The following is a 23690-nucleotide window of genomic DNA, read 5'->3' as shown; positions in this document are numbered from 1 at the left end:
CCTGTCGTCCATTTTGTTAGGAACAACCAGACAAAGGGCGGGCACAACAATGGATCAGCAGAAAAACGATCTGGTGGTGATTTGTGGCGCGAGCGCAGGCGTAGGGCGTGCCACGGCCCAGCGCTTCGCCGCCGGCGGTTACCGCATCGGCCTGCTGGCACGCGATGAGGCCGCGCTTACGGAAGCGTGTGCAGAACTGGCGCAGTACGGCGTCGCGGTGAAGGCCATCAGTGTCGATGTGGCTGATGCGCAAGCCGTGCAAGCGGCGGCGGATGAACTGGAAACGCAATTGGGGCCGCTGCGGATCTGGATCAATTGCGCCATGACCACGGTGTTTTCACCGGTGGCGACACTCACCGCAGAGGAAATCCGCCGAGTCACCGAAGTGACTTATCTGGGCGCTGTCCACGGCACCCTGGCCGCCTTGCGCTTGATGCGCCCGCGTAATCAGGGGCTGATCATTCAGGTCGGCTCGGCGCTGGCCTATCGGGCGATCCCGTTGCAGGCAGCCTATTGCGCCGCGAAGTTTGCCGTGCGCGGTTTCACCGACGCGTTGCGCTGTGAACTGTTGCATGACCACAGCAGGATTCGCCTGTGCATGGTGCAACTGCCAGCGGTCAACACGCCGCAGTTCGACTGGGCACGCAACAAGCTGGAAAAGCGCCCGCAACCGGTGCCGCCTATCCACGATCCCGACGTCGCTGCCCGTGCGATTTTTAGTGTTGTGCGGCGTCCACCCCGAGAGTTGTGGCTGGGCATGGCAACGATCAAAGCAATCGTCGGAACCTGCCTGATGCCGGGCCTGCTCGACCGCATGCTGGCGCGCCAGGCCTGGTCTGGGCAGATGTGCAACGAAAGTGATGACGCCGACCGTGGCGATAATCTATACGAGGCGCAGAGCACTGACCTGCACCGCACACGCGGAAGGTTTGTCGGCCGCTCGAAGGACTCGGCGCTGGCGCTGACATCGACGCAGGTCACGGCATTGTCTGCGTTATTGGCGCTGGTGTGCGCGGCGGTGCTGTTGCTGTTTTGAACCGCCGCGGCGAAACCAGCGGTAGCCAAATCCGTTCAGTGTCAGCGCCGTGTTGGCGCGGGCCGGCGAAGGGTAAGTGCCGTCTGCGAGAATCTCTTCGAACCCCTGTAACGCCTGAGCCATTGTCTGTTCAAGCGCGGCTGGATGGCGCCCGAGATTGGCCAGCATGATCGTTGTCGCCTCGCCCTCGTGGCGAATGGCAAAAACCGCCGGGTGCTCGCAGGGTAGCGGGTGCGCCGTACCGCTTCCGACTTCCGTGAGCACGGCACGCATCTGGAAAATCGCCTGACAACGGCTGAGCAGAGATTCGGGCTTTTCTTGTTGCATCGCGACATTCAGCATTGGGTAACTGAACGGTCCCTGATCGATCAGCGGCGCGGGAAAATTTTTCGGTGTCGCCCGGGAAAAACCGCCGTTGCGTTCAGCGCTCCACTGCATCGGCGTACGCACCGCCAGGCGCTCGGGCCGCAGCAAGTCATCGCCCATGCCGATCTCCTCGCCGTAGCGGATGATCGGCGTACCCGGCAACGACGCCAGCAGCGCGTGCGCCAGCGCCTGGTGCCGGACATCCCCGTCGAGCATGGGCGCCAGGCGTCGACGAATGCCGCGACCGTAAGCGCGCATATGCGGTTGTGGGGCAAACACTTGCATGACTTCCTCGCGCTCCTGTTCCGTCAGGCGCTCCAGATCCAGCTCGTCATGATTGCGCAGCCACAGCGCATAACCGGTACCGTCCGGCGCTGCCGGGCGATGTTGCAAGGCGCGCCACAGCGGCTCGGCGCGCGCTCGGGCAAGTGCCAGAAATACGTGATTGTTGAGCCAGAAATCCAGCGCCAGTTGCAAGCGATTGCCCGTGCCGAAGTAGTGGCGGAAGCGCGCCGGTTCGACATCCACTTCGCCCATCAGCAGGCAGTCGGAATTGATCGAGCGGGCGTGCGCCGCCAGTCGCTCCAGCAGCCACACGCCGTGCTCCTCATTGCCGCCGCCGGCCTGTTCGACTGCATGGGACGCCGCATCGAGCCGAAACCCTGCAACGCCCAGGTGCAGCCAGTGGGCGATGATCTGCTCGATCTCCTCAACCACCGCAGGATTCGCCAGGTTCAGGTCCGGCTCATGTCGGTAAAACAGATGCCGATAAAACTGCCCGGCCTGTTCATCCCATTGCCAGATGCTGTCCTCGACGCCGGGAAAGATCGGCTGGTTGCCGTCGTCAATCGGTTCGTCCGCCCAGATGTAGTAATCGCGATAACGACTGGTGCGGTCCTGACGTGCCTGTTCGAACCAGGGATGTCGCTCGCTGGTGTGTTGCAACACCAATTCGAGGATGACGCGCATGCCGCGCTTGTTCGCCTCGTCAATCAACAGACGAAAATCGTCTTCGCGGCCAAAACGCGGTGCGACGACCCGGTGATCGTCCACGTCATAGCCGCCGTCGCGAAACGGCGAACCAAAGATTGGCAGCAGCCAGAGCGCGCCGACACCCAGTGAGCGCAAGTAATCAAGGCGCTCGACGATGCCGGCGAGGTCGCCGCAACCATCGTCGTTGCGGTCGAAAAACAGTGAAGGATCGATCTGGTAGATCACCGTGGTGTGCGGCCATTCAGCGCTCATGGGCGACTCCTGTGGGACGCAATATGACGGCTTGCAGCGGACCGACAATCCCGGCAAACGGCCGGTTCTCACCGTGACGATCACTGACGACTTCGATCAGCCAGTCACCGGCCAGGGCAAAGGTGTGCTCGGCCTCGTCGAAGTTGATGCAGACAATGCGCTCGTCCTCCTCGCAGTGTCGGCGGTACGCCAGCAATTGCGGGTGCGAGGGCAGCTCCGTCCAGTCGCCGACCCGCAAGGCCGGGCTGTCCTGGCGACAGCGCAGCAGGCGCCGGTACAGGTTGAGCGTCGAGTCGCTGGGGTTTTCCTGCGCCTGCACGGCCAGCGCGGCGGCATCTGGCGGGAAGGGCAGCCACGGCGTTTTGCCGGTCCAGCCGTGAGGCGGTTGCGCTGTCCACGGCAGCGGCGCGCGGCTGCCATCGCGTCCGCCGGGGTCGATGCGGGTTTGCGCGGTCACTTGGGTGTCTTCCAGCGCGAGCTCGTCGCCCTGAAAAATAAACGGCGTACCGCGCAGGCTCAGCAGCATGACCGCCGCGGCGTGTGCCTTGGCCCGTGAACCGCCGTAGCGGCTGCGAATCCGGCTGTTGTCGTGGTTGGACAATGCCCAGGTCGGCCACGCTTGCTGCTCGCCCAGGCAACGCTCGACCTCACGGATACACAGGCGGAACACCACCGGATCCCAAGGCGCATCGAGCGGCGGAAAATTGAATGACATGTGCAACTCATCGCTGGCGCCGTAATACGCCGCAACCCGCGCGGTCGAGCGAATATTCACTTCGCCGATCAACACACGGTCGCCGGGATAACGGTCGACCAGGCGCCGTAGCCCGCGCAGCACTTCATGGCTGTAGGGCTGATCATTGATCTGCACCATGGTTTCGCCGGCCAGACAGCGTGGGTCATCGGCGAAACTCGGGTCCTTGCCGACGCAATGCACGACATCGATCCGAAAGCCGTCGACGCCGCGATCCAGCCAGAACCTCAGCACGTTGTGCATGGCTTCGACGACCTGCGGGTTATGCCAGTTGAGGTCGGGCTGCTGCGGCAGAAAGAAGTGCAGGAAATACTGCTGACTGCCTTCATCCCACGTCCAGGCGCTGCCGCCGTCGATCGAGGCGCGCCAGTTGTTCGGCTGGTCGCGCCAGATGTACCAGTCGCGCTTGGGATTGTCGCGACTGGCGCGCGATTCGATAAACCACGGGTGCTGATCCGAGGTGTGATTGGGCACGAAATCCATCAGCACCTTGAGGCCGCGATTGTGTGCCTGCGAAACCAGCTGATCGAGGTCGGCGAGGCTGCCGAACAGCGGATCGATGCCGGTGTAGTCGCAAATGTCATACCCGGCGTCGCACATGGGCGACGGGTAAACCGGTGACAACCACAAGGCGCTGACGCCCAACGCCTTGAGGTAATCGAGCCGGCCGATCAACCCGGGCAGATCGCCAATACCGTCGCCGTTGCCGTCGGCGAATGAACGTGGATACACCTGATAAATCACGACGTTTTTCCACCACGTCAAATGCGGTTCGACAGACATGGTCTTCTCCTTGCATTGACTCCCGCTGATGCCAGGCGGCACTTGGGTGCGCAGGTTCAGGGCTGCTGGTAGTGCCCGGGGATGTTGTCGTCTTCGTCGGGTTTGGTGCGTTTTTGCACTTGAACGTCACTCAGGCGCGCGTCCTTGAGTTCAGTGAAAGTGGTTTTGAGCAGCGCTTCGGCCTGTTGGGGATCGAGGGTGTCGCCGTCGTGTTCCAGCGTTCTGTTATCCGGCTGGTTGTCGATGATGAAACTGACGATGTAGCGGTGCTTTTTATCAAACATGAGTGCCGTCCTTTTTCTGATACATCAAAGGTCAAAGCTCAGCGCTTGGCTTGCCTGTCCTGATCGGCCGGACCCGGCTTGACGCGGGCCCCGTCCTGGCGATCGGACTGTTCGCGACTCGCTCGCTGATCATCTGTCAGGCCGTCGCCGTGGTCTTCGATGTGCAGTTGTCGTTCAGGTTGATCGGTGACGTGTTCAGTCGGTGTTTCGCGGTTACTGGCGGACATGGGCGCACCTTCAGCTGGTGGGTTTGTGCAGGCGCGAGGCAGACAAATTTCCCTCGCGCTTTTAGTGATGACGCTGCAAGCGGCAGGTTGTTCCCCTGGATTGACTGAGGCGATGGGCTGCAACGTCGATGACTGAACCGCACGCACGATGAACGGCGTCTGTGGCCGGGCGGTAGCGGTTAGCGGTGCCACACGTCGATTGGTTCGAGCAGTGTCCGTGCGAGCCGGGTCAACCTCAGACGAAGGTCGACAGCGCATCCGGCGCGAGGAAGGTTTGACATGCGTGTGCATCATTTGAATTGCGGCTGTATGTGCCCACTGGGTGGCGCTTTGTTCGATGGCTACAGTCGCGGCCTGACCGCGTCGGTGGTGTGTCACTGCCTGCTGATCGAAACCGCCAGCAACGGCTTGATTCTGGTGGACACCGGTTTCGGCCAGCAGGACGTGCAGCATCCGCAGCGCCTGAGCGGTTTTTTCAGAACGCTTAATAACATTCGCCTGGAGCACCGCTTCACCGCGCTGGAGCAGATCCGCCGGCTGGGCTTCGACGCCAACGATGTGCACCATATTCTGCTGACCCACCTGGATTTTGATCACGCCGGCGCCCTGCAGGATTTTCCACGTGCGCGCGTGCATGTCATGCAGCAGGAACTTCAGCATGCCACGCGGGCGGGTGGCTGGATCGCGCGGCGGCGCTTTGTGCCTGCGCAATGGCGCGATGTCGTGGATTGGGAGCTGTATGCCCCACAGGGCGATACGTGGTTTGGCTTTGACTCGGTGCGCGCAGTGTTCGGCGCCGAAGAAGAGGACATCTTGCTGGTACCGCTAAGCGGGCACACCGCCGGACACGCCGGCATCGCCTTGCGCACTGCCGAAGGCTGGCAACTGCACGCCGGCGATGCCTATTTTCATCATGACGAAGTGCACCTGCCCACACGCCGCTGCCCACCCGGCATGCGGCTTTACCAATACATGATGGACACCGACCGCCACGCACGCTTGCACAACCAGCAGCGCCTGCGCCAATTGGCGGCGGATCAGCGTGCGGCGGTGAAGATCTATTGCAGCCATGATGTGCGGGAACTGCAGCATGCGACCCATCCTGGCAGTGACGCAGCGGCGCGGGCGAGTGGGCAGGTGGATCGGCTTCGGCATTGGTGAAGGTTCACGGTGGTGCCGCGCCAGACGCGCCGATCAGCCCTTGTCTTGTTCTGCGCCAGCGGTCTGGACGGCGGCTCTTTCGCGGCGCCGACGAAGCCAGCTGAACAAGGCATGGACGGGATGTAAAACGGCCGCCAGCACGCCCAGCAGCATGATGATGAAAATGACAATGAGGGGAAGGCTTTCGTGCGAGAACATGGTGGGGTTACTCCTGTAGTCACTATGTCGGAACCCGCAGGGTAGACGCGTCGAAGGCTCCTTGCGATGAACGTATGTTCATCCTTGCGCGGCACAATTGTGCTACGGCAGGGCTCGCTGGAGATTCGAGCTTTTTCGCGACCTTTTTCGCTCGCAGCCTCTACAGAACGATAGCGTTCGGCCAAAAACGGACACTGAGCGCCACGTATTTACCTAGGACCCGTCGCGCGAGTAGAATGCGAGTAATTATCAGTTATGTACTTTCCGGGATTCCGATGCGCAGCGATGAAACACTAGGTACTGCAGATCTAGGGCTGCTCTATCGCACCCATCACTCGTGGTTACACGGCTGGCTAGTCCGACGCATTGGATGTCGCGATAACGCAGCAGATTTGGCGCAGGACACCTTCGTGCGTCTGCTCAAATCCCGCCAGTCCGGCCCCTTGCGCGAACCACGCGCCTATTTGAGCAGTATCGCCCGCGGACTGATGATTGATCAGTATCGTCGTCGCGAACTCGAACGTGCCTACCTGGAAAGCATCACGTTGCTGCCTCAACACGAGGTTCCCTCGGAAGAGAGCCGGCTGATGATTCTTGATGCGCTCGAGCGCATAGACCGCATGCTCGGTTCGCTTAAACCGAGAGTTCGCCAGGCGTTTTTATTGGCCCGACTCGACGGCCTGACGTGCGCGCAAATAGCCGAAAAGCTGGGTGTTTCCCGCGCGACGGTGGAGCGCGACCTGGCGACGGCTCTGCAACACTGCTATCGCGTGCGTTATGTCGAGTCGTGAGCCGCAGGCGCCGGATCCGGCGATTGTCGAGCAGGCGATCCAATGGCTGGTGCGCCTTCGCTTCAATCAAGCCGATGAACAGACACAGCGCACTTTTGAGCACTGGCTCCAGCAGCACCCGGAGCATGGGTTGGCGTGGCAGCGTGTGGAAACGCTTGGCGATGAACTCGCAGGCGTGCCAGCTCAACTGGCCCGACAAACCCTTAACGGCACCCGGCAAGGAATGCGTCGGCGAGAAAGCCTGAAGCTACTGGGCCTATTGGCGACTGTTGGTACGGCAGCCTGGCTCGGCCGGGACTACACACCCGTACCCGCCATGTTCGCGCAGCAGCGCAGCAGCACCGGCGAGCAACGACGCTTCCAACTCGATGATGGCAGCCTTGTCCAGCTCAATAGCGATAGCGCCGTCGACAGCGATTTCGACGCCCAGCGACGCCTGATCATTCTGCGACGTGGTGAAATCATCGTGAATGTCGGTGCGGATCAACACTCGCCTCAAGCGCGACCATTCTGGGTGCAATCACGTGACGGGATCATGCGCGCTCAGAGTTCCCGCTTTCTCGTCCGCGAGCGTGACGATGGCACGCTCGTCGCGGCTCAGCAAGGATCGGTCACGGTGTTCCCCGGCTCCAGCCAAACGCCTGCGAGCCGCGGCGTCCAGGCGGGAAACCAGCTGCTGTTCACATCAACTGGCACCCAAATGTTCAGGGACAACGGCCTTGATCTATGGAGCTGGGGTGACGGGGTGATCAGTGCGCGCAATATGCGCCTCAGTGATTTCATCGCGGAGTTGTCGCGTTATCGTCCCGGGATACTGCGCTGCGCCGAAGAGGTCGCTGATCGTCGTGTTTCCGGCACCTTCCAGCTCGCCGACAACGATCAGGTCCTGGCATTGATCGCGCAGTCACTGCGCTTGCACATTGATTACCGAACCCGTTACTGGGTGAGCGTGACCGCTGCCACCTGAATCCACCAGAACGTGTACAAGCTGAAAAATAATGAGGTGGTTTCTCATTCTCGTTCGACCTCTAAGGAAGGCCGGAATACAGGCCAGTTGCCGATGTCCTTTCTTGGAGCGAGAAAATGAGTTCGTCCCCTGTTTCACAGCGCCATCCGTTAAATCGTGCCTTGCACGGTGCGATTCTGGGTTTGATCGTGAGCAGCTACGCATTGCCATCGCTGGCGCAAACCTCAGGAGCTGACCACAGCAATCAAGTCAAGCAGTGGAACATCGCAGCCGGCCCACTGGCGCCGGCGCTTGACCGCTTTGCGCGCGAGGCGGGCATCAGTCTTTCTTTCGACGCATCGAGTGTAATGAACCGCACTACGGCCGGCGTGAATGGCACGCTCGATACGTCGGCAGCGCTGTCATCGTTGCTACAGGGAAGCGAATTGCAGGTCGAACAGCAAGGCCCGAATGCTTACCTGCTGGTCCCCCAAGCAAAGCCCGCCGGCCCGCTGGAGCTCGACGCAACGGCCGTCGAGGACTATCGCCTTGCTCCCCTCATCATCAATGCCAAGGTGAGGGTCAGCGCCGACGACGACGCCAACTCGGTGGTCGCCAAGGAGCTTTGGGTTGGCGGCAAAGTGGCAACCAGCATTCTCAATACACCGGCATCGGTATCAGTCGTTACCAACAAGGAAATGCAACAGCGCAGCGTCAGCACCACGGAAGAGGCGCTGCAATACACGCCGGGCGTCGTCAGTGACTTCTATGGCACGGATGACCGCAACGACTATTTCCAGATCCGCGGCTTCCAGGCCACCACCTACCGTGACGGCTTGACCCTGAGTTCGATGCGCGGCGTACGCGAAGATCCATTCGCTTATGAGCGCATCGAGATTCTGCGGGGCGCAAACTCCACGCTGTTTGGCCCCGCGGATCCGGGCGGTTCGGTGAATTTCGTGACCAAACAGCCGCGCTTCGAGCAGTTTGGCCAAGGCTATGTGACCTACGGTTCGTTTGACCATGTCGAGACAGGCATCGATGTGGGCGACGCACTGAACGACGAGAAAACCCTGGCTGGCCGCTTTACTGCCAAAGGTCAAAACAGCGACCGCGAGTACGATCACTCACAGGACGACAACCAGTTGTTTATGGGCGGCCTGACCTGGGCACCGACGGATTACACGTCCGCCACCGTGATTCTGGACTATCTGAAAACTGAAAGTTCGCCCAACAGCGGCGGTTATCCGCTGGATAAAGAGTACGACCGCAGCAAGTTTTATGGCGAGCCCAGCTACAACTTCCACGATGTCGAGCGCACCAGCCTCAGCGGTAACGTCACCCATGATTTCGACAACGGCTTTGTCCTGCGCAGCAATCTGCGTTACAGCAAGTTGACCGATGATTTTGGCTACGTTTATATCAGCGACAGCGCCGCACGTGTCGGTACTAGCGTTGACCGGTACCTGTTTGGAACAGACACTGAAGCCGACCAGTTCAACGGCAATCTGATGCTGCAATACGATGCCCGTTTCGAGAACATCGACAGCAGCAGCCTGGTGGGTGTGGAGTACCTCGATTCGACCACCAAGGAAAGCTCGGTCTACGCCCTGACGGCCCCGATTGACATTGCAAACCCCGTGTTTACTGGCGTTTCTCGCTCAATCACACCGTATGCGGTCAACAAGCGAGACGCGACCACCAAGGCCGTATTCCTTCAGCAGAACCTCTCGTTCTACGAGCGGTTCATCGTCACCGGGGGTGTGCGCAACGACTCGATGGACCTGACCAGCAAAGGCTTGCAATCCACTGAGAAAGACACCTTCTCCGAAACCTCCTACCGAGGTGCGTTGACCTATATCGTCAACGATGAGGTGTCCACCTATGTGAGCATGGTCGAATCCGTATCGCCGCCGCAGGTTGGCGTAACACCGCAGACGGGCAGGCAGTACGAAGTGGGCGTGAAGTATGCGCCGATGGGGATGGACGCCCTGTTTTCCGCCGCCGTTTACGACCTGACTCAGGAAAACGTTACCATCGCCGTGGTTCTGCCGAGCGGCATCATTGAGCAACAGACAGTGGGCGAGTCGCGGGCGCGTGGCCTCGACCTGGAGGCCAAGGCGCAGGTGACGCAGAACCTCAGCCTGATCGGTGGCTATTCCTATATGGAGTCCGAGGTACTGCGCGGTTCGTTGTACGACGGCAGCTCCCTGAAGGGTAATGAGTTCTCCACGGCACCCAAGCATTCCGCTTCGCTCTGGAGTTATTACGACGTGCCCGGCACTGACGTCAGCGTTGGCCTGGGTGCGCGCTACGTCGGCTCTTATTACTTCGATGCAGCCAACTCCGGCAAAAGCGATGGCACCACGCTGTTCGACGCCGCCTTCAACTACAAGATCGCCAAGGGCACCGACCTTGCGGTGAACGTCAGCAACTTGCTGGATGAGCAACACGTGGTCGGTTCCGGCACCGCGAACTTCTACAACCCGGGCCGCGAGATTACCGCCAAAGTGAGTTACAACTGGTAAGCAGGCGTGTAAGCCTTTTTTCTATATAGGAAGCGGTGCCCGCTTTAGGGCGGGCACCGTTAACCTGGCCAGCAATCGGCGAGGTGAAAGCAAGGGCGATGGGTTTCATCGTTGCGCGCGCTTTCGGCCATAAGCTGCCATTCGCTGACCCCGAACAAGCCACCATACATCTTATAGATGCAGAACCGGGGCCCCCCCTGCGCCGTGCCTTGGCGCTTCGACCTTGACTCGCATCCCGATCAACAGCGCTGCGAGCAGCATCAGGATGCCAGCGGCGACAAATACGCCTGCGATGCCACTGACACTGAACATAGCGCCCCCGGCAGCAGCACCCGCAGCGATCGCAGACTGCACCGAGGCCACTACCATTCCTCCCGCACTTTCCGCCTGATCTGGCACCGACCGGGCTACCCAGTTTGACCACGCCACTGGTACACCGCCGAAAGCCATGCCCCAGAGTGCCAACAACAACGCCTGACACGGCACAGACGCAGGCAGCAACACCAGGGCTAATGCTGCAACACCGACCAGCGCAGGCATCATTACCATCGTCCCGCGCGGGCTGCGTTCAAGTAGCCAGCCAGCCAGCAGCGTGCCGACGAAATTAGCCGCGCCGAAACCCAGCAGCATCAACGCCAACCCTTCTGCCCCTACGCCGGTTGTGCTTTCCAGAAACGGCCGGATGTAGGTGAACAACGCGAAGTGCCCTGTGTGCACCAGCACGCAACCCAGCATGCCCACGGCAATGCCCGGACGCAGCAGCACTTCAAGCACCGTTCTCAACCGCGCCGTCCTGCGCGGTGCCAAAGGCGGCAGCGTGAAAAGCTGAAAAACCAGCGTCACTACCCCGACGGCGGCGGCGGCCACAAAAGCACTGCGCCAGCCATACAGCCCGCCCAAATAGCTGCCGAGCGGCACCGCCACCACAGTGCCCACTGCAATACCGCTGAAAATAATCGACAGGGCTCGTGGCAGCAGCGCCGCCGGCACCAGGCGCATCGCCACTGCCGCCGCCATGCTCCAGAAGCCGCCCAGTGCGATGCCCAGCAAAATCCGCATGATCAACAGCACCATCAGGCTGGAGGAGAAAGCCACCAGCAAGTTAGAGGCAATCATCAGCGTGGAAAAACACAGCAATACCACTCGCCGGTCGATCCCTCGCGTCAAGCCTGGCACCAGTAGTCCGGAGAACAGGGCCACTACCGCCGTCACTGTCACCGCCTGCCCCGCCAAGGCCTCCGACACCCCCAATTCAACGGCCATCGGCGTCAGCAAGCTGGCCGGAAGGTACTCCGCCGTCAACAATCCAAACACGCCCATCGCCAGCGAGAATACCGCCATCCAGGCCGGCATCGCTGGCTCGACATCAGTCTCATTGCCAAAGCGCGCATCAGCTACAACGTCACACACCCCATTACTCATCATTAAATACCTCTGGAAATTATCTCAACCAGAAGTCTATGGACGCAGACCAGGATGTTCTATGATGCAAAGTCTTTAGTTTTTGACCGAAACCCCGAGATGACACCTCTAAATCAGTTCGCCTTATCGTCCGATCTCATCAGCGAACTATTACGCGGTATGCGCCTGCGGGGCGTCGAGTACCATCGCATCCAGGCCGGACCCTCCTTCGGGCTGGGTTTTGCTGCCAAACCGGGACACGCTTACTTCCACTTCCTCGCCGTCGGCACAGCCGTCCTGCGTGCGCAGAACGGCTCTTTGTACGAGTTGTCGGCCGGCAACGCCGTGTTCATGGCCCAGGGTGAAGCCCATCAGCTTCTCTCAAGCCAGGACGTACCCGCCCATGACATCGGCAGCTTCGACGCGGCCCCACTCAGCGAGGCGGTCTGCGCGGTGGATGCTTCCCCTGGTGCCGAAGTCAGCCCCAGCACCCTTATCTTTAGCGGCTGCATGGAGTTCGAACTCGGAAGCATGCAAGGCCTCGGCGGGTTGATGCCAGATCTGATGCTGATTGATGCCAGGGGACAGCGTTACCCTGGGCTTATGCCAATTCTCGCGACCATGGAGCACGAAGTTCGCTCCGCACGCATCGGCTTCGCAGGCATCCTCGCTCGTCTCGCCGACGTAGTGGCAGCGATGATCGTCCGTGGCTGGGTTGAATGCGCCTGCGGCAACGCCTCTGGCCTGGTGGCCGCGTTACGAGACCCCAGGCTGGCCCGTGCGCTCCTGGCCTTGCATCGGGAGCCCGCGCGTAACTGGACTGTAGCGGGGCTGGCTGCGCAATGTAACACCTCTCGCTCGGTCTTCGCGGAACGCTTCCAGGCCACTATCGGCATCCCCCCGCTGCGCTATGTGACTGAACTGCGGATGCGCCTCGCCAATCAATGGCTAAGTCTCGAGCGACTGCCTATTGAGGCCGTGGCGCAGCGCCTGGGCTACACCTCTCAGGCAGCCTTCAGCCGCGCCTTCAAGCGCATCACCGGACAGCCACCCGGCGCCAGCCGGCAAATGGCTCGTTCTATTGCACCCTGAAGAACGACGACGTGGAGTGTGCATAGACACTTGTATCGATCTGGTAATCCCCGATGTGTAGAAAAGGGGACTAGAAAAGGGGAGTGATTTATTTTCTGAGAAATAAATCTGAGAAATAAATCAGTCCCCTTTTGTTTTAAAACGGCAACGAATCCTGTGCCCTTTAACGCTGATTCATCGCTCTAGATACCCCACCGTCGCTCACCGGTTCAGGAACTTGATGACAGCACTGGCGAACAGTTCTGGCTGATCAAGCATGATGAAGTGAAAACTGCCGTCAATGCGCCTGAAGCTGATATTTGGGGTCGAGGCATAGGCGTTATGGAACATTGCATCAATGTGGGATGCCTCTACGCCGTAAAGCAGGTCGTAGGCATAGACGACCTCGACAGGCACCTTGATGCGTTCAAGCTCAGGCCGGAGGTCGGTGACCATCAGTTCATACATGGCATCGGCCATCGTCTTTCGGTCCGAGTTCATCCCCGCTGCGACCAGGCCTGGCCTGACCGCTTCAGTTTTAGCGAGACGGGCGATGGCGGCCTGCTGCATGGCGTGTGCCTGCTCAGGCGTTGCCGCCAACATTGCATCGCGCATCGCAGCAGCATGCGGGGTCGCCGTTTCACTGGTCGCGGAGGGGTAGAAGAGCAACGTATAGAAGGGCATCGCATCGACAATCATCAGGCGTCCCACTTGATCGGGATGACGCGCACCCAGCATCAGTGCCACCTCACCACCCAAAGAATGACCGATGACCACTGGCGCCTCGATGCGCTGGCTGCGGATGTATTCAGCGATCGCCTCGACCGTCGACGCGACGACTTTCCCGTCTGGATTGGATACGGCAGGCGAGCCGGCAAAGCCAGCTACCTGCACGAGATGGAGACGGTGGCTGTGCCGTAATCCGGAGGCCAAATCAGCCCAGACTTCGTAGGACGACGCAAATCCGGGAATTAAGATGATGTCTGTTCCCGAGCCTTGTACCAGCACTGAGATACCACCCTGGTTGACAGTGACTGGCGGCAGGGTTGCAGGCTGGGCTGGCGATGCAGACAACAGCGCCAAAGTGGTGCCAATCCCGGCAAGAGTCACGCCTGCACGCATGGCGTTCCCCTTTTCGCGCAATGCGACGTGACATTTACAGTGTCACGGTCGCCGATTTCACCGACGGGCAGGCCGCTTAGCGGGTTCATAGCCATTCCTTTGACCGAAAAAGTATTACCACTATACGGCGCACAAAGGCATCAGGAAACGCTCCCCGCCGGCAATCCTTGGCGTCCGCTTCGGGTCGAAAGCTGCCCATTTTTGAAAGCCAGCGCCTATCGAATGTGGGAGCGGGCTTGCTCGCGAAGGCGGTGTGTCAGGCGAGACAATTATCGACTGACACGCCGCTTTCGCGAGCAAGCCCGCTCCCACAGGTAGATCTTTGGCAGTTTCAGAAATCAGCGTTTTCCGGAGTTAATGCAACCAATGCGCTTTGCCTGGATTGATTTGATCAGCGCCAACGTAACGGTGTCAGCAGGGCAGGGTGGCGGAAATGGCTGAGAAGATGCGGATGCGATCTACGTGAAGGGAGCCGGTTTTCCTGAATGCCAGAAACGACAAAGCCCTGAATAATCAGGGCTTTGTCGTTACAAATATGGCGGAGGCGATGGGATTCGAACTCATGGACCTGTTACAGTCGACGGTTTTCAAGACCGTTGCCTTAAACCACTCGGCCACACCTCCGTTTGCGTTGCGGGCGCCATAATACCTGAATGAAACACACTGTCAAACTCTCTGCATGGCTTGTTACAGAGCGTCTGTTATGATCTTTGCATCTGAACGTTTCCAACCAACAGGAGTGTCGCCATGCGCGAACAGGATTACGCAGTTAATAACAGCGTGCAGGCTGAGCAGCTAGAGGTTAGCCGCGTCCTGCGCAACACTTACGGCCTGCTGGCTCTGACCCTCGCATTCAGCGGCGTGATGGCTTTCGTGGCGCAGCAGATGCGTGTCGGCTACCCGAATATCTTCGTGGTGCTGATCGGCTTCTACGGGCTGTTCTTCCTCACCAACAAACTCCGTGACTCCGCGTGGGGCCTGGTGTCGGCGTTTGCGCTGACCGGTTTCATGGGCTTCCTGCTCGGTCCGATCCTCAACCGCTACCTGGGCATGCAGGGCGGCGCCGAAGTGGTCAGCTCGGCGTTCGCCATGACCGCACTGGTATTCGGTGGTCTGTCGGCCTACGTGCTGATCTCCCGCAAGGACATGAGTTTCCTCAGCGGCTTCATCACCGCCGGGTTCTTCGTGTTGCTGGGCGCGGTCGTCGCAAGCTTCTTCTTCCAGATCAGCGGTCTGCAACTGGCGATCAGCGCCGGCTTCGTGCTGTTCTCGTCGGTCTGCATTCTGTTCCAGACCAGCGCGATCATTCACGGTGGCGAACGCAACTACATCATGGCGACCATCAGCCTGTATGTATCGATCTACAACCTGTTCGTCAGCCTGCTGCAACTGTTTGGCATCATGAGCCGCGACGACTGATCGCTGCCACGCAACAACGGAAAAACCCGCTTCGGCGGGTTTTTTCTTGTCCGCAATAAAGTGCCCCGGCTACGCCATTGGCGGCAAACGACGTTTGACCGGGGTTTTCTTGACGATGGCGGTGTTGGTTTCCGCCAGGGTATTGAGGCGGTCGAGGAGAGTGTCGAGCTGTTCCATCGAACGCACATGCAGGCGCGCGATGAAGCAATCTTCGCCGGTGACCTTGTCGCATTCGGTAAATTCGGGGATCGACAGGATCTGCCGTTCGACCTCCTGCAACTGCCCCGGCAGTGGCCGCACGCGGACGATTGCCTGCAATTGATAGCCGAAGCACTTTGGATCGATCTCCACCGTGTAACCCTTGAGTACGCCGCGTTCTTCCAGACGGCGCAAGCGTTCGGCAACGCTCGGCGAAGACAAACCGCTTATCTGCGCCAGCGCCTTGAGCGAGCGCCGCGAGTCTTCCATCAGGGCGCTGATCAGGATCTGGTCAATGTCATCGGTCATGAGCAACTCCGGCATTAGGCGTTTGGTGAAAAACACCCGCGATAAAAAAGGTGAAGCGCAAGTTTAGCCTTGTTTATGCGCTGGAGAAGCCCGGCGTGCGCCGGGCATACTTTTGCCATGCTTTCGCCACAGACTCAGGAGATAAAAGATGGACAAGACAATCCGTCGCGGCTCGCTGGAAATGACCGCTGCCATGCTGATATCCGGAACGATCGGCTGGTTTGTGCTGGTCTCCGGGCAACCGGTACTCGACGTGGTGTTCTGGCGTTGCGTGTTCGGCGCCGGCACGTTGTTGCTGATTTGCGCGGCGTTCGGCTTTCTGCGCCCGGGCATTCTGACCCGTACCACGTTTCTGCTGGCGGTGCTCAGCGGCATGGCTATTGTCGGCAACTGGGTGTTGTTGTTTGCCTCGTACTCCAAAGCCTCTATCGCGATCGGCACGGCGGTCTACAACGTACAGCCGTTTATGCTGGTAGGGCTGGCGGCGCTGTTTCTGGGGGAAAAAATCACTTTGCAGAAGCTGTTCTGGCTGGTGATTTCGTTCATGGGCATGCTGGCGATTGTCAGCGCTCACGGCACTCAAGGTGAGAGCGGCAACGATTATCTGACGGGTATCGCCCTGGCATTGGGCGCGGCGCTGCTCTATGCGATTGCGGCGCTGATCATCAAGCGCCTGACGGGCACGCCGCCTCATCTGATTGCACTGATTCAGGTATGCACCGGGGTGCTGTTGCTGGCGCCGTTTGCGCATTTCAGCGCATTGCCGCAAGCGCCGAGTGCCTGGGCCAGTCTGATCACGCTGGGGATCGTGCACACCGGCCTGATGTATGTCTTGCTCTACGGCGCGATTCAGAAATTGCCGACCGCGTTGACCGGCGCGTTGTCATTCATCTACCCGATTGCCGCGATCTTTGTTGACTGGCTCGCTTTCGGTCATCGCCTCGAAACCCTGCAATGGCTCGGCGTCGCCGCGATTCTGCTGGCCGCGGCGGGTATGCAACAGGGCTGGGGCCTGAAGACGCGGCGCCTGGCTGCGCAATGACGGTCAGATGTTCCAGCGCGGTGCGGTCACGGCCAGGCGCTGGCGCAGTTCGCTGACATTCGCCGCCAATTGGCGGGTCAGTAACCGGTAACCGTCCAGCGTGTTGTCAACCGGTGCATCCAGATGGACCTGCAGCAGTTCCACAGGCCGGTCCAGACGCTGGGTCGCGCCGCTTTTCAAGGCGCGGGCCATGCCGATCAGTTGCACGCGAATCTGCCGATGCTCGGTCTTCAACGCGGTTTGCAAATGGGCCATGGCGTGCGCATCGCTGGCGTTCGGGCGGATGTTGCCGAGGATCTCCAGGGTGCTGATGCACATGCGCAGGTTGCGCTGGATCGCATCGAGTTCGGTCATGGAAATTTTCACTTCCTTGGACACTGACGGCATCAGCGAGCGCAGTTGCACCATCACCGCGCCGAGGCGGCTCATCAGCTTCACGTGCTCGTCGGCACTGACCGGTTGGCCGCTGATGATGCGCCCGTACACCGTGGCGCAGTCGCGCAAGGCATCAGCGAGGTTGTAGCGCCACGAGTACACCGCGTACAACGGCAAGGCAAACGAGAAGGCGAGGGCAAGGGCGATGCCGATCAGGATATCGACGCCGCGCCACAAACCATCGGTGATCGGGTTGTCGCCGTGTCCGGCCACGATAAACACGGTAATGGCTGAAAGCAGCGCGGTGTAGCCGCCCTTGCCGATGGCGTGATAGGAAAAGAACCCGCAGACCACAGCCATGGCGAAGTAAGTCAGCCAGGGCATGCCGAGCCACGCGTGCTGGGCTACCAGAGCCAACCCGACTCCGGCACCGATCAACGTGCCGATGGCTCGCTCGGCGGCTTTTTTGCCGATATTTCCGTGATGCTGCAAGCCGCCGATCACCACCAGCATCGTCACCGAAGCCCATTCGCCGTGGGGCAGGTTGATACCGGTGGTCAGCAGAATCGTCGCCAGCAACCCCAGCGCCACCCGCACCGCATGAATCAGACGGGCGTGGCGATAACGCCGAAACGGATCGAGCAACGGCCGCAAGACGCGGCGTAAAAGCGGTGGCAGTCGATGGGTGCGGAAAGTGCTCAGTGCGAACCTCGCTTTTCAAACCTGCAATCAATGGAAAGGGAAAATGTAATTCATCCATGCCGACATGCGCAGCAGTATTTTGCGCATCGCGCCGATGTGGTGAAAGTGCTGGCTGTACAGTGCCGCCTGCCCGTAAGCGCCTCCCGGCATGAGCTGGCTGTATTGGGCGAAGTTGGGGTCGGTGATTTCGATGATCACCGGCACCCGCCCGGCCGGCGGGGAACCGGTATAGCCGATCAGCGTGCCGGAAGGCTGCACCTGGCCTTCGGCGATCACCCCAATGACATTTTTTACCCGACCGGCGAACACCTTACCGGGAATGCCATCGAACGCGACTTCGGCTTCATCGCCGACGGTCAGGCGCAACAGGCTGTTCTGGCGCATCCACGCAGCGAAATACTGGCCTTCCTGCGGAATAAACACCATCGAGGGGCGCAACGGCAGCTTGCTCGCCATCATGCCCGGGCGCAGCGACACGTGGGTCACGAAGCCCTTGCTCGGCGCGCGCACCACGGTGTTGTCCAGTTCGAACTGGGCGTTGGCCAACTGCGCCTGGAGGTCGTCGGTGCGAGCGATCGCCGCGTCCAGTTCACGTTGCGTGCCGAAGTTGCGGCGAATCAGTTCGGTGATGCGATAACGATCGCCTTTGGCCGCGATCAATTGTGCCTTGAGCGATTTCACCCGGTTTTCAAAAGGCGTCGGGTCGATGCGAAACAGCACATCACCTTTTTCCAGGGGTTCGTTGCCCTGTACCGGCACCTCGATGACCTGGCCGCTGATAATCGGAATCACCGGCACCGAGACGAAATACGAGCGCGCCACCTCAGAGTACGGGTGGTTGTAGTTCATCGTGAAAATCAGCGCGCCGACCAGCACGATGCCTCCGAGCACCGCCGTGGGCACGGTCCACTTGTTTAGTGGAATGCGAAAAATCTTGAACAGCGCGACGCAGAAGGCGGCATAGGTCAGGACAAGGAGAAGATCCATGGTCAGATCCCCTCGCCGTGTGGACGAGCGGGCGGCTCAGTTCCAGGAGAGCGGGTTTCCAGTTGCTCCAGCCGGGTTTGCAGTTGCAGCACTTGCTGTTCCAGGCGCAGCACATGGCTCTGCACCGACTTGCCGTCGCCAAAGCCCCAGCCGCGATCTTCCCGATAGGCCATCGCCCAGATCCACAGGAACGGCCAGAGCGCATGCAAGGTGAACAGACTGACCCAGCCGGTGGCATGGATCGCATCCTGGTGCGGATGCTTGCGGTGAACGGCGATCTCGTACGGAATGTCATGCAATACGATGATCCCGTAAAACAGCACGAGGCCGACGAACACCAACAAACCCAACGCGAAGTAGTCGAGCATCATCGCCTCCCGGCATCCAGCAGTGCTGGCCTCAGTGTAGACACTGGTTTTACCGGGAGCGGGGTGTTTCAGGCGGGAATTTTCAATCCTGCCGATTTGCCGGTCAGAAGATGTAGTCGGTGGTCAGGAAGCTCGAATCGCGCCCGCGAATGATCTCGCTGATCAGGTCCTTGTTGCTCTCCTGGAATTTCGTCGCCACCAGCGTACGGATTGAAAACACGCGCAACGCATCATGCACCGAGAGCGTACCTTCGGCGGAGTTCTTGCGGCCGTTGAACGGGTAAGTGTCCGGGCCGCGCTGGCACTGCGCGTTGAGGTTGATTCGTCCGACCTGATTGGCAAAGGTGTCGACCAGACGGCCGACGGCCACCGGGTTGGTGCCGAAAATACTCAATTGTTGGCCGAAGTCCGACTCCAGCACGTAATCAATCACGGTATCGAGGTGACGGTACGGCACGATCGGCACCACCGGGCCGAACTGCTCTTCCTGGTAGACGCGCATCTGCGGCGTGACCGGATAAAGCACTGCCGGGTAGAAGAACGAAGCCCGGGATGCGCCGCCATTCGGGTTGACCACCTGCGCACCCCTGCTTTGCGCGTCGGCGACCAGCGCGTGCAGGTAATCGACCTTGCCCGATTCCGGCAGCGGTGTCAGCGACACACCGCTGTCCCATGGCATGCCCGGTTTCAGCGTGGCCAGGCGGGCATTGAATTTTTCGATGAAGCGATCGACCACGTCTTCATGAACAAAGAGGATTTTCAGCGCGGTGCAGCGCTGGCCGTTGAACGACAACGAGCCGGTCACCGCTTCGCTGACCGCGTTATCCAGATCGACCTCCGGCAGCACGATGCCTGGGTTCTTCGCGTCCAGGCCAAGGGCGGCGCGCAAACGGTGCGGTTTCGGGTGAAGTTTTTTCAGGTCGCTGGCGGCCTTGTTGGTGCCGATGAAGGCGAAGATGTCGATCTTGCCGCTGGCCATCAGCGCGCTGACGGTCTCGCGGCCGCTGCCGTAGATCACGTTGATCACGCCGGTGGGGAAGCTGTCGCGGAACGCTTCGAGCAGCGGGCGAATCAGCAAAACGCCGAGCTTGGCCGGTTTGAACACCACGGTGTTGCCCATGATCAGCGCCGGGATCAGCGTGGTGAACGTCTCGTTCAGCGGATAGTTGTAAGGGCCCATGCACAGGGCGACGCCGAGCGGCACGCGGCGGATCTGGCCGAGGGTGTCCTGTTCCAGTTCGAAACGGCTGGAGCGGCGGTCGAGTTCTTTCAGGGCATTGATGGTGTCGACGATGTAATCGCAGGTGCGGTCGAACTCTTTTTCCGAGTCCTTGAGATTTTTGCCGATCTCCCACATCAGCAGCTTTACCACCGCTTCGCGCTGCTCGCGCATACGGCTGAGGAAAGCTTCGACATGCTGGATGCGCTCGGCGACGCGCATGGTTGGCCACAAGCCTTGGCCTCGGTCATAGGCGCGCACTGCAGCGTCGAGGGCGGTGAGGGCGGTGTCGGCATCGAGCAGCGGCGTGCTGCCGAGAATCACTTGTTCGTCGCCGTTTTCGCCTTTTAGATAGACCGGGCTGCGAACCTGCGCGAGCGGACCGTCCCAGCGGCGCAGCTCACCATCGACGAGGTATTCGCGTTGCTCGAGCTGCGCATCGAGGCGGTATTTTTCCGGGATGTCGCTGACTGAAGGGAACAGGTTGCCAAGGATGTTTGCTGTGGTCATGTCGCTACCCCGTTTTGAAGTCGGCGTGCCGATTGAAAAGTCTTGTGAAGGTTATACGCCTGAACGGGCCGGGATTTAACCCCGTGAATGTCACGCGAATGTCACGCAACTGTGCAACCACAGTTCACCCTGTGGGAGCGAGCCTGCTCGCGAAGGCGGCGGCACATCCAACATCCTCATTGCCTGAAACAGCGCTTTCGCGAGCAGGCTCGCTCCCACGGTCGATCGTGTACATCAGCCAGTCTGTCTTCGGTAATGAAGCTTTTGTGACAAAAGTTCGGTAGCACATAGCCAGTCCGGTCATGCCTGTGTAACGCGCTTGAGGGGCCCAACGGGGCGCTTTTCACAAGCCGAGGCGGGACGCCGGGAGTGAGGCAGTGGGGACTATGGAACGCTACTCGAAAGTGGGCATGCAGGAGCTTGATCAACGCCTGTCGAAGATCGTCGAAGCCGCGCGCAAGAAGCCGGTTTCGGTGTATCGCTACGGCGCGCCGTGGGTCTGGATCGTCTCGCAGGATGACTGGCAAGGCGCCTTGAAGGAAGTGTCGAGCTACATTCCGCCGGGGCATTCGCTGGTCTTGTTGCGCCCGCAGATCGACGACCTGCTCGACGCCCACCGCGACCTGCTGCACGACCTCAATGCCGAACCCGGCATGCTCATTCCCGCGCAAACGGTCATGCACATCCTGCTCCTGCAACTGCTGTATTCGGTGCCCAGTGAACAACAACTCTATGAGCAACTGAACTACAACCTGCTGTTTCGCTGGTTCGTCGGCCTGGGCCTGAACCAGAAAGTCTGGAGCTTCAACGCCCTCAGTCGCGACATCGCCACGCTGCTCAACGAGCCGCGGGCGGTGCTGCTCATTCAGAAAATCATCGGCGAAGTGTTCTGTGGTGCCTTGCTGCAAATGCCCGAGTTCTCCTTGAACTTCGCCCTCTTGCACACCTGGCTGGGCAAGCACGCCTGCGCGACAACGATCAGCAATTGACGCAACACACCGGGGCGACAAACGCCAACAGGTCATCGCGAATTTCAGGGGGTAGTGTGGAACGGATTTTCACGTCACGGCTGGCGCTGTGGGGCTGGTTGCTGGTGGCGGCGGGCGCGCAGCCGGCGTTGGCCGAGGAGGGCGCAGAAGCGCCGGCCGCTCCGCGTCTGGTCGACGTCAACGAATACTTCGTGCGCGGCAACACCGTGCTCGATGCGCGGGCCATCGAGGAAGCGGTGTACCCGTTCCTCGGCCCGCAAAAAGCCCTGAGCGACATTGAAGGCGCGCGCGACGCGTTGCAGAAGGCCTATCAGGAACGCGGCTATCAGTCGGTGTTTGTCGAGTTGCCCGAGCAAGCCGTGGCCGATGGCATCGTCTACCTGCAAGTCAGCGAAACCAAGGTTGGCCGCGTACGTGTGGTTGGCGCCAAACACTATTCGCCACTGGACATTCGCGACAACGTGCCGGCGCTGAAGGAGGGCGAGGTGCCGGACTTCGCCAAGGTTCAGGGCGAACTGGCGCAGCTCAACAAAACCCCCGGCCGCCAAGTCATGCCGCTGGTGCGCGAAGGTCAGCGCCCCGGCACCATGGATGTCGATTTGCAGGTCGAAGACCAGAACCCGTGGACCGCCAGCGTCGGCCTGAACAACGACTACAGCGCCGACACCGAAAAGCTGCGCACGGTCACCAGCCTCGGTTACAACAACCTCTGGCAACTGGGGCACAGCGTCAACCTGACGTTCTTCACCGCGCCGCAGGAAACCGACAATGCGAAGGTCTGGTCCGGTTCCTATACCGCGCCGTTGAGCGAGCGCTGGAGTGTGCAGTTCTCCGGTTACCAGTCCGACAGCAACGTCGCCACCATCGGCGGCAGCAACGTCCTCGGCAAGGGTCACAGCTACGGCGTCGCAGCGATCTACACGCTGCCCTCAAGCGGCAACTGGTCGAACTCGCTGTCGGCCGGCATCGACTTCAAGGACTTCGACGAGCGCCTGAGCCTGTCCGGCGAAAGCGACAAGGTGCCGCTGCAATACGCACCGTTCACCTTCGCCTACAACGGCTATCGCTACAGTGAAAAGAGCCAGCTCGGCCTTGGCCTGAGCCTGGTCGCAGCCACGCGCAGCGTCTTCGGCTACGGCAGCGACGACGAAGATTTCGACTACAAACGCTACCGCGCCAAGCCGGGTTTCGCCGTGCTCAAGGGCGACACGAATTACACCTGGACCTTCGACAACGACTGGCAGAGCGCGAGCAAAGCCGCGTTTCAACTGGCGTCGGGGCCACTGGTTTCCAACGAACAGTTCTCCGCTGGCGGTGCCACGTCGGTGCGCGGCTATCTGGCCGCCGAACGCACGGCGGACGACGGCTATCTGTTCAGCCAGGAACTGCGCACGCCGTCGCTGGCGAAGTACGCCGGCACCTGGATGCAGGACTGGCGCTTCTACGCCTTCGCCGAGGGCGCGCAACTGTACCTGCGCGACGAACTGCCGGATCAGGACGCCAATTACGCCCTCGCCAGTGTCGGCCTCGGCACCCGCGCCAGCCTCAGCAAATGGCTGTCCGGCAGCCTCGACTGGGGCTATCCGCTACTCGAAGGGCCGAACACCTCGAAACAGGAATCGCGCCTGCACTTCAACCTTCAAGCCACTTTCTAACGGA

General features: G+C 60.3%; 21 protein-coding genes, 1 tRNA gene and 1 pseudogene. 10 read left to right on the top strand and 13 right to left on the bottom strand.

Annotated features, from left to right (window positions below; genetic code table 11):
* Positions 1 to 49: 49 nt before the first annotated feature.
* Positions 50 to 1036 (top strand): SDR family oxidoreductase, encoded by a 987-nt coding sequence (locus tag HU755_RS02375; protein ID WP_186630460.1) that lies wholly within the window; start codon positions 50 to 52, stop codon positions 1034 to 1036.
* Here HU755_RS02375 and HU755_RS02370 read toward each other — a convergent pair.
* The 4 genes from HU755_RS02370 to HU755_RS02355 are packed head-to-tail and all read right to left on the bottom strand — an operon-like array spanning position 995 to position 4695.
* The gene (locus HU755_RS02370) at positions 995 to 2647 is read right to left on the bottom strand and encodes an alpha-amylase family protein (RefSeq protein ID WP_186630459.1); all 1653 of its coding nucleotides are present in this window, start codon (positions 2645 to 2647) and stop codon (positions 995 to 997) included. The two genes, HU755_RS02375 and HU755_RS02370, sit on opposite strands and share 42 nt — an antisense overlap.
* Positions 2637 to 4184: an alpha-amylase family glycosyl hydrolase gene (locus tag HU755_RS02365; protein ID WP_186630458.1), complete on the bottom strand. Its 1548-nt coding sequence runs from the start codon at positions 4182 to 4184 to the stop codon at positions 2637 to 2639. Before HU755_RS02365 ends, HU755_RS02370 begins: the two co-directional genes overlap by 11 nt.
* Positions 4185 to 4240: 56 nt before the next feature.
* Positions 4241 to 4468: a hypothetical protein gene (locus HU755_RS02360; RefSeq protein ID WP_186551357.1), complete on the bottom strand. Its 228-nt coding sequence runs from the start codon at positions 4466 to 4468 to the stop codon at positions 4241 to 4243.
* A gap of 38 nt (positions 4469 to 4506) precedes the next feature.
* Positions 4507 to 4695 (bottom strand): hypothetical protein, encoded by a 189-nt coding sequence (locus tag HU755_RS02355; protein ID WP_186630457.1) that lies wholly within the window; start codon positions 4693 to 4695, stop codon positions 4507 to 4509.
* 279 nt (positions 4696 to 4974) lie between these two features.
* Between HU755_RS02355 and HU755_RS02350 the strand changes: the two genes are divergently transcribed.
* A complete protein-coding gene (locus tag HU755_RS02350) occupies positions 4975 to 5856 on the top strand; it encodes an MBL fold metallo-hydrolase (protein WP_186630456.1) in 882 nt (293 codons plus the stop codon).
* 33 nt (positions 5857 to 5889) lie between these two features.
* On the opposite strand, the gene HU755_RS02345 is transcribed toward HU755_RS02350, so the two are convergent.
* Positions 5890 to 6054 (bottom strand): hypothetical protein, encoded by a 165-nt coding sequence (locus HU755_RS02345; RefSeq protein ID WP_186630455.1) that lies wholly within the window; start codon positions 6052 to 6054, stop codon positions 5890 to 5892.
* Between the two features lie 275 nt (positions 6055 to 6329).
* Here HU755_RS02345 and HU755_RS02340 point away from each other — a divergent pair, with 275 nt between their 5' ends.
* From HU755_RS02340 to HU755_RS02330, 3 genes are all read left to right on the top strand, one after another.
* Positions 6330 to 6845, top strand: a complete 516-nt coding sequence (locus HU755_RS02340) for a sigma-70 family RNA polymerase sigma factor (protein ID WP_186630454.1) — start codon at positions 6330 to 6332, stop codon at positions 6843 to 6845.
* The gene (locus HU755_RS02335) at positions 6832 to 7812 is read left to right on the top strand and encodes a FecR domain-containing protein (RefSeq protein WP_186630453.1); all 981 of its coding nucleotides are present in this window, start codon (positions 6832 to 6834) and stop codon (positions 7810 to 7812) included. The genes HU755_RS02340 and HU755_RS02335 overlap by 14 nt, the downstream gene beginning before the upstream one ends.
* 116 nt (positions 7813 to 7928) lie before the next feature.
* Positions 7929 to 10319 carry a TonB-dependent siderophore receptor gene (locus HU755_RS02330; protein ID WP_186630452.1) on the top strand — a complete coding sequence of 797 codons (2391 nt, stop codon included), beginning with the start codon at positions 7929 to 7931 and terminating at the stop codon, positions 10317 to 10319.
* Between the two features lie 171 nt (positions 10320 to 10490).
* On the opposite strand, the gene HU755_RS02325 is transcribed toward HU755_RS02330, so the two are convergent.
* Positions 10491 to 11741 (bottom strand): MFS transporter, encoded by a 1251-nt coding sequence (locus HU755_RS02325; RefSeq protein WP_186620175.1) that lies wholly within the window; start codon positions 11739 to 11741, stop codon positions 10491 to 10493.
* Positions 11742 to 11840: 99 nt separating this feature from the next.
* Between HU755_RS02325 and HU755_RS02320 the strand changes: the two genes are divergently transcribed.
* On the top strand, positions 11841 to 12812 hold the full coding sequence (locus tag HU755_RS02320) for an AraC family transcriptional regulator (RefSeq protein ID WP_186630638.1): 972 nt from the start codon (positions 11841 to 11843) through the stop codon (positions 12810 to 12812).
* 201 nt (positions 12813 to 13013) lie between these two features.
* On the opposite strand, the gene HU755_RS02315 is transcribed toward HU755_RS02320, so the two are convergent.
* Positions 13014 to 13913 carry an alpha/beta fold hydrolase gene (locus tag HU755_RS02315; RefSeq protein WP_186630451.1) on the bottom strand — a complete coding sequence of 300 codons (900 nt, stop codon included), beginning with the start codon at positions 13911 to 13913 and terminating at the stop codon, positions 13014 to 13016.
* Between the two features lie 536 nt (positions 13914 to 14449).
* Positions 14450 to 14537: transfer RNA gene (locus HU755_RS02310), tRNA-Ser, on the bottom strand.
* A gap of 123 nt (positions 14538 to 14660) precedes the next feature.
* On the opposite strand from HU755_RS02310, the gene HU755_RS02305 reads away from it, so the two are divergent.
* Positions 14661 to 15332 (top strand): Bax inhibitor-1/YccA family protein, encoded by a 672-nt coding sequence (locus tag HU755_RS02305; protein ID WP_042609827.1) that lies wholly within the window; start codon positions 14661 to 14663, stop codon positions 15330 to 15332.
* A 69-nt stretch (positions 15333 to 15401) separates the two neighbouring features.
* Here HU755_RS02305 and HU755_RS02300 read toward each other — a convergent pair whose 3' ends face one another.
* Complete coding sequence (locus HU755_RS02300) at positions 15402 to 15839, bottom strand: Lrp/AsnC family transcriptional regulator (protein WP_007915449.1); 438 nt, start codon at positions 15837 to 15839, stop codon at positions 15402 to 15404.
* A gap of 148 nt (positions 15840 to 15987) precedes the next feature.
* Here HU755_RS02300 and HU755_RS02295 point away from each other — a divergent pair, with 148 nt between their 5' ends.
* Positions 15988 to 16881, top strand: coding sequence for a DMT family transporter (locus HU755_RS02295; RefSeq protein ID WP_186630450.1), 894 nt, complete (start codon positions 15988 to 15990; stop codon positions 16879 to 16881).
* 3 nt (positions 16882 to 16884) lie between these two features.
* Here the strand turns inward: HU755_RS02295 and HU755_RS02290 are convergent, their stop codons facing one another.
* The 4 genes from HU755_RS02290 to HU755_RS02275 all read right to left on the bottom strand — a co-directional run bounded on the left by HU755_RS02290 (position 16885) and on the right by HU755_RS02275 (position 21042).
* Positions 16885 to 17901 carry an FUSC family protein gene (locus HU755_RS02290; RefSeq protein WP_238349940.1) on the bottom strand — a complete coding sequence of 339 codons (1017 nt, stop codon included), beginning with the start codon at positions 17899 to 17901 and terminating at the stop codon, positions 16885 to 16887.
* Between the two features lie 84 nt (positions 17902 to 17985).
* Positions 17986 to 18945, bottom strand: coding sequence for an HlyD family secretion protein (locus HU755_RS02285; protein ID WP_186551375.1), 960 nt, complete (start codon positions 18943 to 18945; stop codon positions 17986 to 17988).
* A 2-nt stretch (positions 18946 to 18947) separates the two neighbouring features.
* Entirely contained in the window at positions 18948 to 19313 is a 366-nt protein-coding gene (locus HU755_RS02280; protein ID WP_186551376.1) for a DUF3302 domain-containing protein, read from the bottom strand.
* A 103-nt stretch (positions 19314 to 19416) separates the two neighbouring features.
* On the bottom strand, positions 19417 to 21042 hold the full coding sequence (locus HU755_RS02275) for an NADP-dependent glyceraldehyde-3-phosphate dehydrogenase (protein WP_186630449.1): 1626 nt from the start codon (positions 21040 to 21042) through the stop codon (positions 19417 to 19419).
* 659 nt (positions 21043 to 21701) lie between these two features.
* Here HU755_RS02275 and HU755_RS27670 point away from each other — a divergent pair.
* Together HU755_RS27670 and HU755_RS02265 are read left to right on the top strand one after the other, a co-directional pair.
* A pseudogene (locus tag HU755_RS27670) lies at positions 21702 to 22031 on the top strand (transposase); the annotation flags it as partial.
* A gap of 56 nt (positions 22032 to 22087) precedes the next feature.
* Complete coding sequence (locus HU755_RS02265) at positions 22088 to 23686, top strand: ShlB/FhaC/HecB family hemolysin secretion/activation protein (RefSeq protein WP_186630448.1); 1599 nt, start codon at positions 22088 to 22090, stop codon at positions 23684 to 23686.
* The last annotated feature ends 4 nt before the right edge of the window (positions 23687 to 23690 follow it).

This window comes from Pseudomonas sp. SWRI111, assembly GCF_014268555.1.
Taxonomy (GTDB): Bacteria; Pseudomonadota; Gammaproteobacteria; order Pseudomonadales; family Pseudomonadaceae; genus Aquipseudomonas; species Aquipseudomonas hamedanensis.
This window is presented reverse-complemented; position numbering and strand designations above follow the sequence as displayed.

Excerpts from the sequence above, each read along its gene's own strand:
- HU755_RS02375 (WP_186630460.1), top strand. The coding sequence starts at position 50 with ATGGATCAGCAGAAAAACGATCTGGTGGTGATTTGTGGCGCGAGCGCA.
- HU755_RS02370 (WP_186630459.1), bottom strand. The coding sequence starts at position 2,647 with ATGAGCGCTGAATGGCCGCACACCACGGTGATCTACCAGATCGATCCT.
- HU755_RS02365 (WP_186630458.1), bottom strand. The coding sequence starts at position 4,184 with ATGTCTGTCGAACCGCATTTGACGTGGTGGAAAAACGTCGTGATTTAT.
- HU755_RS02360 (WP_186551357.1), bottom strand. The coding sequence starts at position 4,468 with ATGTTTGATAAAAAGCACCGCTACATCGTCAGTTTCATCATCGACAAC.
- HU755_RS02355 (WP_186630457.1), bottom strand. The coding sequence starts at position 4,695 with ATGTCCGCCAGTAACCGCGAAACACCGACTGAACACGTCACCGATCAA.
- HU755_RS02350 (WP_186630456.1), top strand. The coding sequence starts at position 4,975 with ATGCGTGTGCATCATTTGAATTGCGGCTGTATGTGCCCACTGGGTGGC.
- HU755_RS02345 (WP_186630455.1), bottom strand. The coding sequence starts at position 6,054 with ATGTTCTCGCACGAAAGCCTTCCCCTCATTGTCATTTTCATCATCATG.
- HU755_RS02340 (WP_186630454.1), top strand. The coding sequence starts at position 6,330 with ATGCGCAGCGATGAAACACTAGGTACTGCAGATCTAGGGCTGCTCTAT.
- HU755_RS02335 (WP_186630453.1), top strand. The coding sequence starts at position 6,832 with ATGTCGAGTCGTGAGCCGCAGGCGCCGGATCCGGCGATTGTCGAGCAG.
- HU755_RS02330 (WP_186630452.1), top strand. The coding sequence starts at position 7,929 with ATGAGTTCGTCCCCTGTTTCACAGCGCCATCCGTTAAATCGTGCCTTG.
- HU755_RS02325 (WP_186620175.1), bottom strand. The coding sequence starts at position 11,741 with ATGAGTAATGGGGTGTGTGACGTTGTAGCTGATGCGCGCTTTGGCAAT.
- HU755_RS02320 (WP_186630638.1), top strand. The coding sequence starts at position 11,841 with ATGACACCTCTAAATCAGTTCGCCTTATCGTCCGATCTCATCAGCGAA.
- HU755_RS02315 (WP_186630451.1), bottom strand. The coding sequence starts at position 13,913 with ATGCGTGCAGGCGTGACTCTTGCCGGGATTGGCACCACTTTGGCGCTG.
- HU755_RS02305 (WP_042609827.1), top strand. The coding sequence starts at position 14,661 with ATGCGCGAACAGGATTACGCAGTTAATAACAGCGTGCAGGCTGAGCAG.
- HU755_RS02300 (WP_007915449.1), bottom strand. The coding sequence starts at position 15,839 with ATGACCGATGACATTGACCAGATCCTGATCAGCGCCCTGATGGAAGAC.
- HU755_RS02295 (WP_186630450.1), top strand. The coding sequence starts at position 15,988 with ATGGACAAGACAATCCGTCGCGGCTCGCTGGAAATGACCGCTGCCATG.
- HU755_RS02285 (WP_186551375.1), bottom strand. The coding sequence starts at position 18,945 with ATGGATCTTCTCCTTGTCCTGACCTATGCCGCCTTCTGCGTCGCGCTG.
- HU755_RS02280 (WP_186551376.1), bottom strand. The coding sequence starts at position 19,313 with ATGCTCGACTACTTCGCGTTGGGTTTGTTGGTGTTCGTCGGCCTCGTG.
- HU755_RS02275 (WP_186630449.1), bottom strand. The coding sequence starts at position 21,042 with ATGACCACAGCAAACATCCTTGGCAACCTGTTCCCTTCAGTCAGCGAC.